This is a genomic window from Rhodococcus sp. AQ5-07, assembly GCF_009707305.1.
Classification (GTDB): Bacteria; Actinomycetota; Actinomycetes; order Mycobacteriales; family Mycobacteriaceae; genus Rhodococcus_F; species Rhodococcus_F erythropolis.
The window spans coordinates 4,425,826-4,440,828 of record NZ_CP046099.1 but is presented as its reverse complement, the minus strand read 5'-3'; the positions used below and the strand labels follow the sequence as shown (position 1 = coordinate 4,440,828).

12 protein-coding genes are annotated in these 15,003 nt (G+C 63.3%); 4 read left to right on the top strand and 8 right to left on the bottom strand.

Translation table 11 applies throughout. The annotated features are described in order from the left end of the window. Positions 1-15 precede the first annotated feature (15 nt). The 3 genes from GJB56_RS20720 to GJB56_RS20710 are packed head-to-tail and all read right to left on the bottom strand — an operon-like array spanning position 16 to position 3,592. The gene (locus tag GJB56_RS20720) at positions 16-1,056 is read right to left on the bottom strand and encodes an NAD(P)-dependent alcohol dehydrogenase (RefSeq protein ID WP_113682761.1); all 1,041 of its coding nucleotides are present in this window, start codon (positions 1,054-1,056) and stop codon (positions 16-18) included. Beyond that, positions 1,053-2,207, bottom strand: coding sequence for an EstA family serine hydrolase (locus tag GJB56_RS20715; protein ID WP_042953259.1), 1,155 nt, complete (start codon positions 2,205-2,207; stop codon positions 1,053-1,055). The genes GJB56_RS20720 and GJB56_RS20715 overlap by 4 nt, the downstream gene beginning before the upstream one ends. Beyond that, the gene (locus GJB56_RS20710) at positions 2,204-3,592 is read right to left on the bottom strand and encodes a flavin-containing monooxygenase (RefSeq protein ID WP_020971222.1); all 1,389 of its coding nucleotides are present in this window, start codon (positions 3,590-3,592) and stop codon (positions 2,204-2,206) included. The genes GJB56_RS20715 and GJB56_RS20710 overlap by 4 nt, the downstream gene beginning before the upstream one ends. Before the next feature lie 167 nt (positions 3,593-3,759). Between GJB56_RS20710 and GJB56_RS20705 the strand changes: the two genes are divergently transcribed. Further along, positions 3,760-4,416, top strand: coding sequence for a TetR/AcrR family transcriptional regulator (locus GJB56_RS20705; RefSeq protein ID WP_021333340.1), 657 nt, complete (start codon positions 3,760-3,762; stop codon positions 4,414-4,416). A gap of 126 nt (positions 4,417-4,542) precedes the next feature. Here the strand turns inward: GJB56_RS20705 and GJB56_RS20700 are convergent, their stop codons facing one another. Further along, positions 4,543-6,021, bottom strand: coding sequence for a helix-turn-helix domain-containing protein (locus GJB56_RS20700; protein ID WP_230091028.1), 1,479 nt, complete (start codon positions 6,019-6,021; stop codon positions 4,543-4,545). A 171-nt stretch (positions 6,022-6,192) separates the two neighbouring features. Here GJB56_RS20700 and GJB56_RS20695 point away from each other — a divergent pair, with 171 nt between their 5' ends. The 3 genes from GJB56_RS20695 (at position 6,193) to GJB56_RS20685 (ending at position 8,867) form a co-directional block, all read left to right on the top strand. Continuing rightward, a complete protein-coding gene (locus GJB56_RS20695; RefSeq protein WP_020971219.1) occupies positions 6,193-7,023 on the top strand; it encodes a siderophore-interacting protein in 831 nt (276 codons plus the stop codon). A gap of 74 nt (positions 7,024-7,097) precedes the next feature. After that, entirely contained in the window at positions 7,098-8,183 is a 1,086-nt protein-coding gene (locus GJB56_RS20690) for an ABC transporter substrate-binding protein (RefSeq protein WP_113682760.1), read from the top strand. A gap of 222 nt (positions 8,184-8,405) precedes the next feature. Beyond that, positions 8,406-8,867 carry a hypothetical protein gene (locus GJB56_RS20685; RefSeq protein WP_020971217.1) on the top strand — a complete coding sequence of 154 codons (462 nt, stop codon included), beginning with the start codon at positions 8,406-8,408 and terminating at the stop codon, positions 8,865-8,867. Positions 8,868-8,956: 89 nt separating this feature from the next. Here the strand turns inward: GJB56_RS20685 and GJB56_RS20680 are convergent, their stop codons facing one another. From GJB56_RS20680 to GJB56_RS20665, 4 genes are all read right to left on the bottom strand, one after another. Then, a complete protein-coding gene (locus tag GJB56_RS20680; protein ID WP_113682759.1) occupies positions 8,957-10,504 on the bottom strand; it encodes an ABC transporter ATP-binding protein in 1,548 nt (515 codons plus the stop codon). Continuing rightward, the gene (locus tag GJB56_RS20675) at positions 10,504-12,135 is read right to left on the bottom strand and encodes an ATP-binding cassette domain-containing protein (protein WP_113682758.1); all 1,632 of its coding nucleotides are present in this window, start codon (positions 12,133-12,135) and stop codon (positions 10,504-10,506) included. Before GJB56_RS20675 ends, GJB56_RS20680 begins: the two co-directional genes overlap by 1 nt. A gap of 132 nt (positions 12,136-12,267) precedes the next feature. Beyond that, a complete protein-coding gene (locus tag GJB56_RS20670; protein ID WP_113682894.1) occupies positions 12,268-13,161 on the bottom strand; it encodes a hypothetical protein in 894 nt (297 codons plus the stop codon). Positions 13,162-13,207: 46 nt separating this feature from the next. Next, positions 13,208-14,980, bottom strand: a complete 1,773-nt coding sequence (locus GJB56_RS20665; RefSeq protein WP_113682757.1) for a sulfite reductase subunit alpha — start codon at positions 14,978-14,980, stop codon at positions 13,208-13,210. Positions 14,981-15,003 lie beyond the last annotated feature (23 nt).

Sequence of the window (15,003 nt, the reverse complement as noted above, 5' to 3'; positions counted from 1 at the left end):
AGTGCCTTTCGAAGATTAGGGTACGAGCACTGCGCGTCCGGTGACCTTGCCGTGTTCGAGACGGTCGAGTGCGTCGCGGGCATCAGCGAGGTCGAAGCGGGCTACTTCTACCGTTACCAGACCGGCCTGTGCCAGGGCGATGGAATCGACGAGGTCGTTTCTGGTGCCGCCATAGGACTTCCGGATCGATGCGCCCCACGGCCAGCCCGGTCCGCCGGCAGCTTCGGCTGTGATTCCCGGGTTTCCGCCTCCGAGACCCACCATGCGATACGCGCCATTCGGCGCAACCGCTTGAACGGACATCTGTGCAGTTGCGTCGATACCGACGAAGTCGAAGATGACTTCTGCGCCTCTGGCCGACGTGAGGTCGAGGATGTGCTGCGCGGTGTCCGGTCCCGATTCGAGCGTGATGTCGGCGCCGCAACGTTTGGCGAGATCGAGTTGTTCCTGTCCGACATCGACGGCGATGATGCGCACGGCACTGATTGCGCGAAGTATCTGTACTGCAACGTGACCGAGTCCGCCGACGCCGATCACGACGGCGGTGGCACCGGGCTGGAGATGTTCGCGTGCGCCGCGAATGGCGTGGTAGCTCGTCAGTGCTGCATCGGCGAGCGGTGCAGCCTGCAGGAAGTCGAGGTCTCCGATGGGTACGAATGAGCGAGCCGGGATCTTGACGTACTCGGCCATTCCGCCTTCGGGACCGAGCCCGGGGCAGGGCGGCATCGCGGTGCGTCCAGCGGCGAGGAACATGTTCTCGTTGCCGCTCATGCATTCTCGGCACTGTCCACAGGACCAGCACAGGTAGACGACGCCACGCTCTCCGACGGAACGGCCGTCGACGCCACTCCCGACGGCTTCGATCGTTCCGGCAATTTCGTGGCCGATGGTCAGCGGTTCTTCGCGCATCTTGTACGGAAAGTGCAGGAGATGCAGATCGGAGTGGCAGATTCCCGCTGCGCCCACCCGAATCAGCAGTTCCGATGGACTGATCTCGGGGATCGGCACGTCGTTGATCTCGAGGAGACCAGGCCCCATGAGCTGAGCTGCCTTCATGAACTGACCTCGCTGATCTCGGAGTTGTACGCAGCGCTCAGATAGGCGTTGCTGCGGTCGGACCCGATCAGACCGGGTGCCATCTTGTTCATGACGTAGGCGAAAGTCATCCGGCGGTCCAGATCGTTGACCAGCATCGAGCCGCCGATACCGGCCCACCAGCAGGCGCGTCCGTCGGGAACCAGGGGTGCGGTATCCGGGTGCGGCAGTCCGTATCCGATGCCGAACTTGAGCGGAGTCATGATCCCGAGGTCGATACCGTCGGCTTGGATCTCGAAGATCAGGTCGATGGTGCTCTGCGAGAGCAGCTTCTGGCCGTCGAGCACACCACCGTTCGAGATCACGGATTGGATCCGAGCGATAGAACGTGCGTTTCCGTGGCCGTTGACTGCGCCGATCTCGGCCTCCCGCCAGGGCGCGGTGTTGACCTCGGGGTAGTCGAGCAGTGGGCAGGTCAGGGTCTTGATGAAGATGCTGTCCTGGTCGAGCGTGGACAGGTCGAACTCCAACGCGGGCGGCGGAACCATGGTGGCTATTCGACCGAAATGCTCTGCGGACGTGCCGATGTGGAAGTCGGCTCCCAGTGGACCGGCTAGCTCTTCGGCAAAGAACCTGCCGAGGGTCCGACCGTCGATGCGACGAATGACTTCACCGACGAGATGGCCGTAGTTGATCGCGTGATAGCCCGACGCCGTACCCGGGGTCCACCAAGGCTTCTGGGTAGCGAGGCGAGCGGTGGACGTCTCGAGGTCGTAGATGTCCTTCAGCTCGATCGGGCGCTCCCAACCGGAGACGCCAGACGTATGCGACAGGAGGTGGCGAACTTCGATGTCCTCCTTGCCGTTTACCGCAAATTCGGGCCAGTAGTGAGCAACCTTCTGGTACACGTCCAATTGGCCGCGTTCGACCAGCAGGAGTGCACACAGAGCCGTCATGGTCTTGGTGATGGAGAAGGTGTTGACGATGGTGTCCGGACCCCAAGGAGTGGTACGGGATTCGTCGGCGTATCCGCCCCAGATGTCTACTACTGCTTCTCCGTCGACGGTGATGGCGATGGAGCCACCCAACTCCTCACCGGATTCGAGTTGCGCCTCGAAGGCGGTGCGGACGGCTTCGAACTCGTTGTTGCAGTGACCGTTCACCGTGCTCATGCGCGATCCGCCTTCTCGAGTTCGTGTGCGGCTGCACGCGCCGCAACAGGTAGCTTGTTCCCCGAGGCCGCGGCACGCTTGGTGCCTTTGGCAATTTCCTTGTTCATGTTGCGGACGTACGGGTCGAACTCGAGCTGAATGGTGTGGCGCGGTGACTTGTAATAGGGGGCGAGGAAGTACGCCTCGTCGGCCTTGGTGATCTCCTGCATCTCGTTCGCGGACGGCAGTTGGTATTTCCCGGTCAGGTAGGCGGCAACGAGCTTGCTCTGCTGCTCGGCGAAGTTGACGAGCGTCGGCATGGGCTGAGCCAGTCCCATGAAGAAGAGGTTGTCGATTCCGGGCTTCATCATGCGTTTGAAGAGTGGGAAACGGTTGTCTTTGTCCGGCAGCAGGTTCGGGTCGTCGAAGAAGGGGAAGCTGATGTTGTAGCCGGTGGCGCAGACGACCACGTCGACGTCCTCCGCGGTGCCGTCGGCGAAATGAACCTGCTTTCCGTCGAGTTTGGTGATCGCCGGCTTGAAGGTGATGTCGCCGGACCCGGCGCGTCCCAAGAACTCGCCACTGGCTGACGGATGTGCCTCGAAGGGGCGGTGGTCTGGCTTGGGTAGTCCGTAGCCCTCCATGGTTCCCAGGTTCTTGCCGAGGAATCGACGACTCAGGAACAGGCGCAGCCCCCGAGGCATCCAGGGCGGGGTGATCAGTTTGTCTCCCGGCACGCCGCCCAGGTATTTCGGCAACACCCACACGCCGCGGCGCGCCGAGACGATGAGCTTGTCGGCGAGGTATCTCTGCCCCAGTTCGGAAGCAATGTCCAAGCCTGAGTTCCCCATTCCGACCACGACAACTTTCTTGCCGCGCATGTCGATCGGATCGAACGGGTCGTTGTAGCTGTGGCTGTGCATGAGGACGCCGTCGAACTCACCCGGGTAATCCGGGATATTGGGATCCCAGTGGTGACCATTGCAGACCATCAGGACGTCGTAGGTACGGACTTCGCCGTCCGAGCGCGTGACGGTCCACAGTCCGTTTGCATCACGCTCTGCAGCAACAACACTGGTGTTGAAGATGATCGACTCACGCAGGCCGAAATGCTCGACGTAGTCCTTGAAGTACTGGAAGAGTTCGGAATGGTGGGGGAAATCGGGAAGGTCGGCAGAGACCGGGAAGTCCTCGAATGCCAAGCGCCACTTCGACGTGTCGATATGCAGGCTCTGGTAGCAGGCCGACATTCCGTTGGGGTTCTTGTAGTACCAGTTTCCGCCGACCTCGTCGGACGCTTCGTAGCAGTCGAAGGGTATTCCGAATTCCTTCATTCGCTTGGCCGTCGTGATTCCGGTAGGCCCGGCGCCGATGATGCAGACGCTCGGCAAGGGGGAGGGGCTCATTCGCCATCGCTTTCTGTTCTGTCTCGGGCGTGCGCGAAGAAGAATCGAAGCCCGAGAAGTGACTTGAGTCATAGTGCGCCATTCGCTGACGATGTGTCAATGAATGACGCAATGTTTTTTGATGACGGTGAGTCGGTGATTTGCCAGGAAGTCGAAATGCGAGCAAGGTGGGCGACGTGAGCACGACTACCGATGGCCCGAAGAACAGGCGGGGAACCCTTCGCGACGAGCAGAAACGCGCGACGCGGGCCAAACTCGTGGACGCCGCACGCACTCTGTTCGAGGAACGGGGATACGCGGCTGTCACGGTCGACGACATCTCCTCGGTCGTCGGATGCAGTAGAGCCACGTTCTACGTGCATTTCGCCAGCAAGGTGGAGATGCTCAAGACGATCGGCGCGGCCGGGATGGCGGCGAGTGCGTTCGCTTTCTACATCGATCTCGATCGGGTCCTCGACACGAACTCTCGCGTGGAGTTCACTGCGTGGCTGGAGCGTGCCTTCGACTGGTTCGACGAGAACAAGCGCCTGCTGCCGGCGTGGGACGAGGCCGTGGCACTCGAACCGGAGTTCCGCGAGACAGCGCGAGACGGTATGACCGAACTACCGAATGCCATGCCCAAGTATCTGGGTCGGTGGCCGGTGGAACAGCATGACGAGGCGAGGTTGCGCGTCGAATTGCTCGTGAGCCAGCTGGAGCGATTCTTCACACGCTGGGCCGTGCAGGGGACGATCGACGTGACTCGGATGCAGGCGGCCGAGGTTCTGACGGACATTTGGTTCCCGGCTCTGTCGCCGGAATCCAAGGGCGGCGACGAGCGGTAGATGTGAATCCGACGGAGGTTCACGGGTCGATGAGTCCTTCGGGAGCGCCCCGCCATCCGCGGCGCTGGTAGTCCCGGGGCGACATGCCGTGAGCCGCGATGAAGACCTTGGTGAATCCGGCCGCGATCACGTACCGCGTCGACGGGCAGTCTCTCCGGCCGCGAGGCCCTCCTCGAGATAAGCGCGGGCGAGGGTCATCCGCAACTGACCGCGCCAGCGCGGGAAGCTCTGGCCGGTGGCCGCTACGAAGTCTTTGAGGAGCATGTCCTCGTCGACGCCGAGCCGAGCGCTCCAATCCGGCAGCGTGCGCGAATCGGCGGGGTTCTTCCGGAGTGCGGCAAGGATCGTTTCGACTGGATCGGCCTGATCGCCGCTGGGTAGGGGTGCTGCCGCGGCACTTCGAATCAGCCTCGCGATCCGGGCGGGGTCGTGGATCTCGGGGCGCAGGTGGGTGTAATTGGCGACCACCGTGTGCAGCAGATACGCCTGCGCTTCGCGCGTGAAGTGCAGCACACGTGGGGGCGGTGCGGTGACGGGAGAGGCACCCGGCTGGGATCCGAGGGGGAGTAACAAAGAGCCTTCGGCGATCTCGACGCTGTTGCGCACTCCAGCGGGAAGCCACATCGCGTCACCCCGTCTCAGATTCCAGGTTCGGTCGCCGAAAGTGACCCGGGCGGAGCCTCGGTAGATCCAGACAACGACGTGAAAGTCGTTGACCCGTGCCCACGTTCCACTTGCGGGGATCGTCGGGGGTGCTGGTGCCGATCCTGACCGGGCGCCTTCTTCGGACAACAATGCAACGCCCTGTGCCAGGGTCTCGTCTTCACGGGGCGGCGTCGGGCGCCGGTTGGCGCGTGCGTAATCGGTGGGTGTCATGCCGGTGTGTTCTCGGAAGGCGCGGGTGAAGCCCGCGGGTGTCGCGAATCCGACCTGGCTACCCGTCCAGCCGATTTCGCGGCCGGCGGCCAGATATGAGGTCGCTGCCGCGATCCGGGCCGAAGTACGCCAGCGCACGAATGACAATCCCGTTTCCTCGGTGAATCGGCGCTGCAGGGTGCGGACACCGATCTTGAGTTGCTGGGCGAACCGGGAAAGTTCGGTGTCGTCGGATGGCGTCCGCAGCAGCGTGCGTGCGATCTCGAGGGTTTCGGCCGAGCGTGGCAAGCGCGGTGGCGAGTATGACGGGGAGTTGTCGTCCCCGTCGGAGTGAACACCCGCGACAAGCTCGATCAGTCCGGCTCCCGCTGCCGTCTCACCCCGAAGAAATCCCAAGTTGTGCGCGAATTGGTGGACGAGCCAGTCCTGCCAGTCTGCTGGGATCTCGAAGTCGATGACCCGGTTCAACGCGGGCGGCAGGTCGGCCGCGGGCAGTGGGATGGGAAATGCGACCGCGCCCGGATCGACCCGGATGCTGTACGCGATTCCCGCCGGTACCCAGATTGCCGCCCCCGCAGTCACACTGCGGGTACGGCCGCTGATCTGCAATTCTGCGCGCCCGGTATGTACCCAGAACAGCAGTGGCTCGCGTTCATTCGCGGTCGAGGCGAGCCGAGCAGCGGGGATCTCGGGGACTTCGCCTGCGGGGAACACCAACCGTGGTCCCACGATGCCCTCCCGACGTCGATGCATTCTCTTCCAGCCGACCGATGAGTGTAAGAAGTCGGCACGCACGGATAACCCTAACTGATTAGGGCAGGCTAGCTTTATTTATTGGCCCTCCCGTCGTGATCGAACGTGGGCCGGACCCCCGTCTGTGCGCTTCCGAGGAGACTTTCCGTGCCCCGAAACACCCGTCCGACAACGGCGTACCCCGTTACCTTGCGTGAACTCGAGGTACATCGGGTGACAGAGGTGACGCCGGGCATGCGGAGAGTGACGCTCACCGGAGCCCAACTCGACACCTTCACCAACGCCGACGGAATTGCCGAACCCGCCTTCGCGAGTACGGGCTTCGACGACGACATCCGGTTGCTGTTCACCTACCCCGGCGAAACCGACCCGGTCCTGCCGGTAATGGTCGACGGCAGTGTGACTTTCGCTGCGGGGCGCCGTCCGCTTGCCCGCGCATACACCGTGCGCCGCTACGATCCGCAAACAAGGGAACTCGACGTCGATTTCGTTGTTCACGGCGACGGAGTGGCTACCACCTGGGCGCGGGACGCCAGCCCGGGCGACCGAATGCACATCGCGGGCCCCTCTGTATCGCAGGGACTCCCGGAAGATTACGAGTATCTGCTGGCCGTCGGTGACGAGACCGCGTTGCCGGCGATCGCACGTCTGCTCGAGGAATTGCCCGCCGATGCCAGGGGGCATGTGTTCGTCGAAATTGCGGACTCGGCTCACATCCAATCGGTGCGCGAGTTGTCCGGGGTGAGTGTCACGTGGTTGCCGCGCGAGGGGGTCGAGCCCGGCGCTACTACTTTGTTGCTCGACGCGGTCAGTGCTGCCGAATGGCCTGACGGACGCGTATTCGCTTGGCTTGCAGGCGAACAGGCGACGGTTCGCTCGCTTCGGCGTCATTTGATTCGTGATCGAGGAATTGCGAAGACCCACATCGATTTCACCGGCTACTGGAAACGCGGCGGGGCCGTTCGGGCAGATTCCTGACCTGGCTCCATCGCTCACCCAACACCCTTCACCTCAGCAACACCGAAAGTGCTCGATAACACCGAAAGGCAGAAATGACAGTCCTGCGCACCAGACGATCACGGATCACCGGACTGATCGGGGCCGCGCTCGCCGCAGCGCTCCTCGTAGCCGGGTGCTCGGCCTCGGCCGAAGACTCGAAAACGGCATCCTCTCCCGGTTCGGAGGGGAACGCCCTGCCCGCTGCGGAAGGAACGACTACCTACCCGCTGACCCTGGAATCGCCATACGGTACAAGTATTCTCGAGAAGCGACCGGAGCGGATCGCCGCCATCGTGCCCAATGCCGTCGACACGGAAATCCTCCTCGCGCTCGGCGTCAAACCCGTGCTCTCCTCGTCGATGGTGAAGGAATCGGCTTCCCAGTCGTACTTGTTGCCTTACGACGCAGAGGATCTCGACACCTTCGAGTTCGCGATGGGCGGAACACTTCCCGTCGAAGCCATCGCCGCGAGCGAACCGGACCTCATCGTCGCCGTCGGCTGGGCTGACGGCCTGGGTGGTTTGTCCATGGGCGACTACTACGAGCGTTTGTCCTCCATCGCACCGGTTGTGACGAGCCCCGACACGAAGTCGCGGATGCTCGTGCCGTGGAAGGAGTCGATCCGTGTTCTGGGCGAGACCCTCGATCTCTCGAATGCGGCTGAAAAGGTTGTGGCAGAGCATGATCAGTACTTCGCCAAAGTGCGTGAGGAGAACCCGCAACTCGCGGGTCTGACTGCGACTTGGGCGATCTTCTACGGCACCGGCAATGGGCTGCAGTATCTTTCAGCGCCAGGTTCGGCGCCGGCAACATTCCTGGGTGAGCTTGGTTTCGCCGAGAATCCGCGTGCGAAGGAGTTCGTCACCCAGAGCACGGTCGGAGAGGAACTACTCGAGAACATCGATGCGGATTTCCTGCTGATCGGTCGCAGTGCCGCAGGCAGCGAAGAGGATTTCGACAAGCTGACCGGCGGGAAGCTCTTCCAAGCACTCGGCGCTGTGTCCTCCGGTCATTGGGTTGGCCTGCCTCCTCGCACCGCCGACGGCGGGGATGTTCTGTGGGCAATCACGAGCGGTGGCCCGATCGGAACGACGTGGGCGGCTGAACATATCGTGCCGCTCGTCAGCGCGAAGCTGTAGGCGTACAACTGGAGAACGGAAAGCACCCACCCGTCGCCACATGATTGTGTGGCGACGGGTTGTTCGTGTCGCAGTGATAACACGGGGTCGGCGCTGGGCGTGATCGTCGAGGGCTTCGTTCACTGAGGGGTGAAATACTTCACAATTCGGGCAGGTGTGCGCGATCCGACCGGTCGGTCGCCTAAGGTTCGCTGGTCAAGTTTGCGAGTATTGGGAGAGTCAGTGAAGAACAAGTTAGTCGGGTCACTGTTGTGTGCCACAGCATCTGCCGGTTTGATCTTTGTGGGTGGCGGTGTCGCGAACGCGGGCACTTATATCCCCGCTGGTGCTGATGGCACCTACCGTGTCGGCAGCGGCGAAGGCCAGATGCTGCCCGGCCTGTGGAGTACTTCCGGCGGACGGTCCTGCTACTGGGAACGGACGGGCTACGGCCGAGACATCATTCAAAACAACTTCGGCGGTGGACCAGAAACGATAGAAATCATGTGGGGCGACACCAGCTTCACCTCCGACCGATGCGGGGCTTGGGAACGCCACGCTCCAGTTCCCAATCCCATCCCCGGGCTTCCACCCATCGAAGCCGTTGATTACCGAAACATGATGTCGGCGCTCATCCCCTTAGGTATTGGGTCGGCCGCCATCGGCTCGTCAATGCTCCCCGCGCTGGTGCTCACGGGAAGCTGATTCGAAGGACCGGTCGATTTGCAGGGCAGAGGCTTTCGCTGGATCCGCCAGGCCGCGTCGACGCAGGCCTGGCTGTGGGGAACGCTATGTCAGAGCGTGATCGTGCGGGTGGGCTCCCAGATGGCGGGGTCGCGGTGGGTGACGACGAAGACGGTAGCCGCCACTTCCCGCACGGCGCCGGCGATGCGGCGCTCGGTGCCCTCGTCGAGAGCCGAAGTAGCCTCGTCGAGCACCAGGACGGGAGCGTCTTTGAGGAAGGCACGAGCGATCGCCACCCGCTGACGTTCGCCACCGGAGAGAGCGGATCCTTGGTGACCGATGTCCTGATGAATGCCGAGCGTCGAGCGGTCGAGAACGGCGCCGAGGGCAGCGCGCCTGGCGGCTTCCTCGATCTGGGTTTCGGTAGCGCCCGGTCTTCCCAGTCCGATGTTCTCGCCGAGCGTGCCCGAGAACACGAGTGGATCTTGTGGCACGTAGCCGATGTGAGCAGCCAGGTCGTCGTATGGCAAGTCGCGCAATGAAACTCCGCCGAGAGTGACGCTGCCTTGGTCCGGGTCGTCGAAGCGCATGAGCAGCCCGAGAAGGGTGCTCTTCCCCGTACCCGAGCGCCCTGCGACGAGAACACGCTCCCCGGCGGGGATCTCCGCGTTGATGCCGCGCAGAACCGGAGCGTGGTCCACTCCTACGACCTTGATGTCAGTTCCAACAGGGCGCGCGGCGTCCTGGGACGCGGGCTCGGGTAGTGCGGGAGCCGAAGTCGCGGCCCGATAATCGCGAACCGTTGCACGCAGTTCATTGACTCCGATTCCGGCCAGAGCGAGTTCGTCGAGCGGGGCAGCGGCGCGGGCGGTGAGGATGACGAGCGCGAGAGCGGCTGCGGGATCGTCGAATCCGGTGGCGGCGAGGAAGATCACTGCGCCTGCCAGCGGCACAATGGTGGCGATCGCCGAGATGAATGTCGCTGGTGCAGCGGCGAGATTGGTCCGTGCAAGCGCGGTTTCCTGATCCCGCCAACTTCGCTCGATACGTTCGACGGAACGTGTGGGACCGGCTGCCGTGCGCAGTAATTCGAGATGATCGGTGAGCTCGAGAGTCGACTGCGTTGCTGCGAGTTCGGCCTCGTGCCGGCGCGCGTCCGCTTGGCTGAGAGCGCGTTGGGCGAGTGTCTGAGCCGCGAGCGACACGGCGAGCAGTCCGCCGACGAGCAGCATGACGCCTAGCCCCGCGACGACCGCGATCCCAGGAAGCAGGAGCAGCGGAATCAGCGGCGTAACGAGGAAGGTCTGAAGTTGGTGCGCGGGAACGCTCATCAGTGACGGGATTCCGCGCCCGGCGACGGTGGCGAGCAGCGCCCGGTTGTCGTCGGTGAACCACGACAGCTTGGTGCGGGCGAAGGCGTCGCCGAGCGCATCGTAGAGATCGCCGACGAGTCGAGCCCCGGTGAAGTAACCACCCCGCGAGACCAGGACGGTCACGAAGAGAGCGATTGCGGCCGTGGCCAGCACGAGAACCGGCGACCGGTGATCAGCGATCGAGAGGGCGAGGGTGGTGTACGCGATCGCCTCGAGGACAGCAACGGACACCCAACCGAATCCGATGGTGATCAAGCGGCGACGGGCTGCATTGGCGCTGTTCATTATTCGGCTCCAGTCAGGGCGGCATTACGCGAGGCGGCGTTGTGCGAGTTGGGACTGTCGAGGTCGAGTCGATCGTCGGCGTCGTCTGCAAGAGCAGGGTCGTGGGTGACGATCACGATCGTCTTCCCTTCAGCGTGCGCGAAGTCGCGCAGTTCCTTCAGCAGTTCGGCCGCTGTCCGATCGTCGAGCGCACTGGTCGGCTCGTCGAGCAGCAGTACTGCTGCGGGCGAGAGGAATACCCGAGCGAGCCCGACTCGTTGACGTTCTCCGCCGGAGAGTGAAGTGGCGTCGGTGTCGAGGCTGATGTCGATCTGTGCCCGGCGTAGTGCGGCGGTGTATTCCGCGTCCGTTGCATCGGGGGCGGCCAGTGCGATGTTCTCGCGCACCGTGGCCGGCAACACGTCTGCGCCTTGGGGTGTGAGCAGAATGGACTGTGGCCGCAGGTTCTCGTCGATCGTGAGGACGCTCTGGCCCGCGTAGCGGACGGTACCGAGTTCCGGGATCTCGAAGCCGGCCAGTGCTTTCAGGAGCGTCGACTTGCCCGCTCCACTCGGTCCCGTGATCGCAGTGATCGCGGCTGGGCGGAATGCATGCGTGACGCCGTCGACGACTCTGCGGTCCGCGATCATGACAGTCAGGTCGACGATCTCCAGGCGGTCGGAGGGACTCGACGCCGGAACGGTGAGTGCTTCACCGGCAGGGAGGGTGGGTTCGTCCAGGGCAGCGGCGAGCCGGACTGCAGCAGCGCGTCCAGCCGCGACGTAGTCGAGGCCGTGCCCGAGCCGCAGGGCCGGTGTCACGATTGCGAGGCTGAAGAGAATAGTGGCGGCCAATGTCGTTGCATCCCAGCGATATCCGACGGCATAGGCGATCGCGAACGTCGCCGTCGCCTGCATGAGGGCAACCGCGACGGCCGCGGGGGTAGCCACGAGTCGAACGCGCTCCTGCATTCCCCGGGTGAACCGTGCTGTCGATTCTGCATAGTCGGCGGCAGCGCCGGTCTGCGCGCCGTAGATCCGGCAGACGTGGATACCGCGGGCATAGTCGTCCACGGCGGTCACGATGCCGCCCATGACATCCGCACTTTCGGCGCTGTGCCGAGCGGCCATTCTGGGGATTACGAACAAGTAGAACAGTGCTGCCACGATGCCGGGAGCGAGAGCGAGAAGCGCTACGGGGCCGGCTGAGGCAACCAGTACCGCGATCGTGACCGCCGGGACCACGATCAGTGTCGCGAACTCGGCCGGTAGGTGCGCAGTCATATGGTGCAGCGCCGAGATGTCGTCCGAAACGAGCCTCCTCAGTGCGTCTCCGCTGTAGCGGGACAGCGTGCTTGCGGGCAGTCGAACGAGATGAGCTGCGAGCTGGCGTCGAAGCCTGGCCTCGAAGAGCGGCTCGGCGTGATGCGAGAGCCACGACGACGTGGCCGCGAGCGTTACCCCGGTGAGCCACAGCCCACATGCCCACCCGGCCCAAGTCATCGACGGTTCACCGATGAGTTGCACGACGCTCCAGAGCGCACCGAGCGTCGCGACCCCTGACGCTGCCGCCGCGAGCACCCCGGCGGCCAATGCAGGCAGCGCCGGGCGCAAAGCCGGGACCAGCGACGGTTCGACGAGAGGGCGGGGCATGGATAACTCCTTGAATCAGCGTCCGGGTGCAGACACGACAAATGACCGAAACCCAAGGCTAGGCTTCGGTCGTCACGTCCAGTTATCGCGATGCGCCGATTTCTTACACCCGAATGGGTCGTACTTCGGTCTTCAGGATGCGGCCGAAATGGAACTCATGACGTCTTCCCATACGCTCATGACCGCGGATTCGGTTGGGCCAGTCTGAGTGAACACGGCTACGCACTTGCGGCGGAAGTCGTACACCTCGACAGACGTCGTCAAACCGTGCACTCCGTGGGTGCGGGTCAGCCAACACTCCGAGACGCCGTTCAGATCGATCATCGTTCGGCAGGTGTCCGAGGCTAGAGTCAATGTCCCGCCGAACATGGCTGCGGCGTCGAGATCACCGCGGTGGATCTGCAGGCAGCCGTTGCCGGCGACGACACTCGTGACGGGCAGTTGGTGGTAGGACAGGTGCTCCATCCCGGCAGCCATGAGGTGAGGATCGACTCGCCGGTAGCCGAGGGCACCCAGAGCGACCAAGCCGCTACGACGTTCGGTGCCGCTGTCCGCGAGGATGAAGTCGAGCTGTGTCAGCTGATCGGCCTCGGCCCAAAAGGCGGGAGTACTCGATGTCTGGACGGGAGTGCTTGATTCCCTCGCAGTGTTGGGCGCAGTTCGCATCGCTTCGAAGGCGAGACGATCCGAGTTCGGGGTCAAATACGTAGTGTGTGAACTCGATCCGTGGGTATCGAACATCCGAAGCGTCGGGGGCAGGTGCTGTTCTGCGTCAGTGTTCACCACCGAACCGAGGGTAGAAGGGTTCAAACGTAGAGAGACGAGTCCGGGCGTGCAGACCAGCGGATCGCCGGGAACTGTTGGAACGGCGTACTTGCCCGAGTCGTTGACAGCCACCGGACCTGCAACGGTGATTGCTACGGCGTCGTCCAAGAGTGGCAGCATTTTGCCGACTACCTCAGGTGCGGTGTCGATCAGTCCGCCGCGGAATCCTGGACGCGCAAGTAGTGCGTCCAGGTCCGACATGCGCGCCAAAGCTGCGCAACGGCATTCGCCACGGTGCGGGCACATCTCAGTAGACATCCCGTAGATACCGCTTCGATCGTTTGAGGTTGTTGACGTAATCCTCGGCGGCGTCCGCATCCAACCCACCGTGCTCGGCGACCACCTCGTGCAACGCGTCGTCGACGTCCTTTGCCATCCGGGTCGCGTCGCCGCAGACGTACACGTGCGCACCGTTTTCGAGCCAGTCGAACAAGCCTCGGCCCTGCTCGCGCATACGAGTCTGGACGTAGACCTTCTCGGACTGATCACGCGAGAATGCCAGATCGAGACGCGTCAGGACACCGTCACGGGTCAGACCGTTCAACTCGTCCTCGTAGATGAAGTCACTCGACTGATGCTGATCGCCGAAGAAAAGCCAATTCTGCCCCGACGCGTTGCGTGCGCGACGCTCGTGCAGGAAAGCGCGGAAGGGTGCGATACCGGTGCCGGGTCCGATCATCACGACGGGAGCAGTGTCATCGGCAGGTAGGCGGAACGAATTGTTCTTGGAGACAAAAACTCCGACCCGATCTCCCTCGCCGACGCGGTCCGCCAGGTACGTCGAGCAGACGCCGCCGCGGTCCCGCTCGCCCGAGCGGTAGCGCACACTCGCTACCGTCAGATGCACGGTGCCGTCGTGGGCCAGCGGGCTGGAGGAGATCGAATAGACCCGATGTTGCAGCGGGCGCAGAAGTGCAAGCAGATCTTCGGGATTCAATCGAATGCTGTTGTCCAACTGCAGGAGATCGAGAACGTCCTTGCCCCACAGCCACGCATCGAGCGCTTCCCGATCTTCCGTGTCGAGAATGTGCTGCAGTTCGGCGTCGCCGCTGCGTCGGGCGATGTCTTCGATCAAATCGCGCGAGGGAATCGAGATCTCGTAGTCGCTGGTCAACACCTGGTCCAACGGTGCGGACGAGCCGTCTTTCGCGGTGACGACGTAGTCACTGCTCGCACCGAGCTGAAGGATGATCGCCTCGACCAGAGCGGGGTCGTTGATCGGGCGGATGCCCAATCCATCTCCGGCCTCGTAGTCCAGACCGTCCTCGCCGAGCGCAAAGGTGAAGTGGCGGACTTCCTTGGCGGAGTCCTCGCCGGACAACAGTCGGTTGGCGAGGACGGTTGCAGGATAAGGGTTCTTGCGAGTCCACTGGGACTTGGTCTTCGTCGGAGCGGACGTAACCGGCGCGGCAGCGGCTCCCGCATCACCGTCGACACCGGCCACCGCAGCGACGGCCCGAACGATCCACTCGGCAGCAGCATCCTCGTAGTCGACGTCGCAATCGGTGCGGTCGACAACCCGGGTCCCGCCGAGCGCTTCGAAGCGGGCGTCGATGTTCTTTCCCGACTGGCAGTACCCGTCGTAGCTGGTGTCACCGAGTGCGAGTACTCCGAAGTAGAGACCCTCCAGCCGGGGCGCACTCTCGGATTCGACTGCATCCCAGAACAGCTGCGCGTTGTCAGGCATCTCGCCCTCGCCGTAGGTGGAGGTGATGACGAGCACCCGGCGCATGGCGGAAAGTGCATTGATATCCACGGTGTCCAGACCCGCGACAAGTGGTTCGAGACCGTGGGCACGAGCAGCTGCGGCCGCGTCTTCGGCCACGGACTCCGCGTTGCCGGTCTGGCTTCCGTAGAGGATGTGCACTGCCGCGCCGGCAGTTCTCTCCACTGTCGCTGTTGCAGCACCGGTTTGACCGGGCATGACAGTTCGTGAGTGTAGACCGGCCAGGAATCCGGAAAGCCACGCGCGTTGGTCGCCGTTGAACGGTGCGTATTCGGGGATGTACGGGATTTCCATTTTGAATCTCACCTACGTTCGGG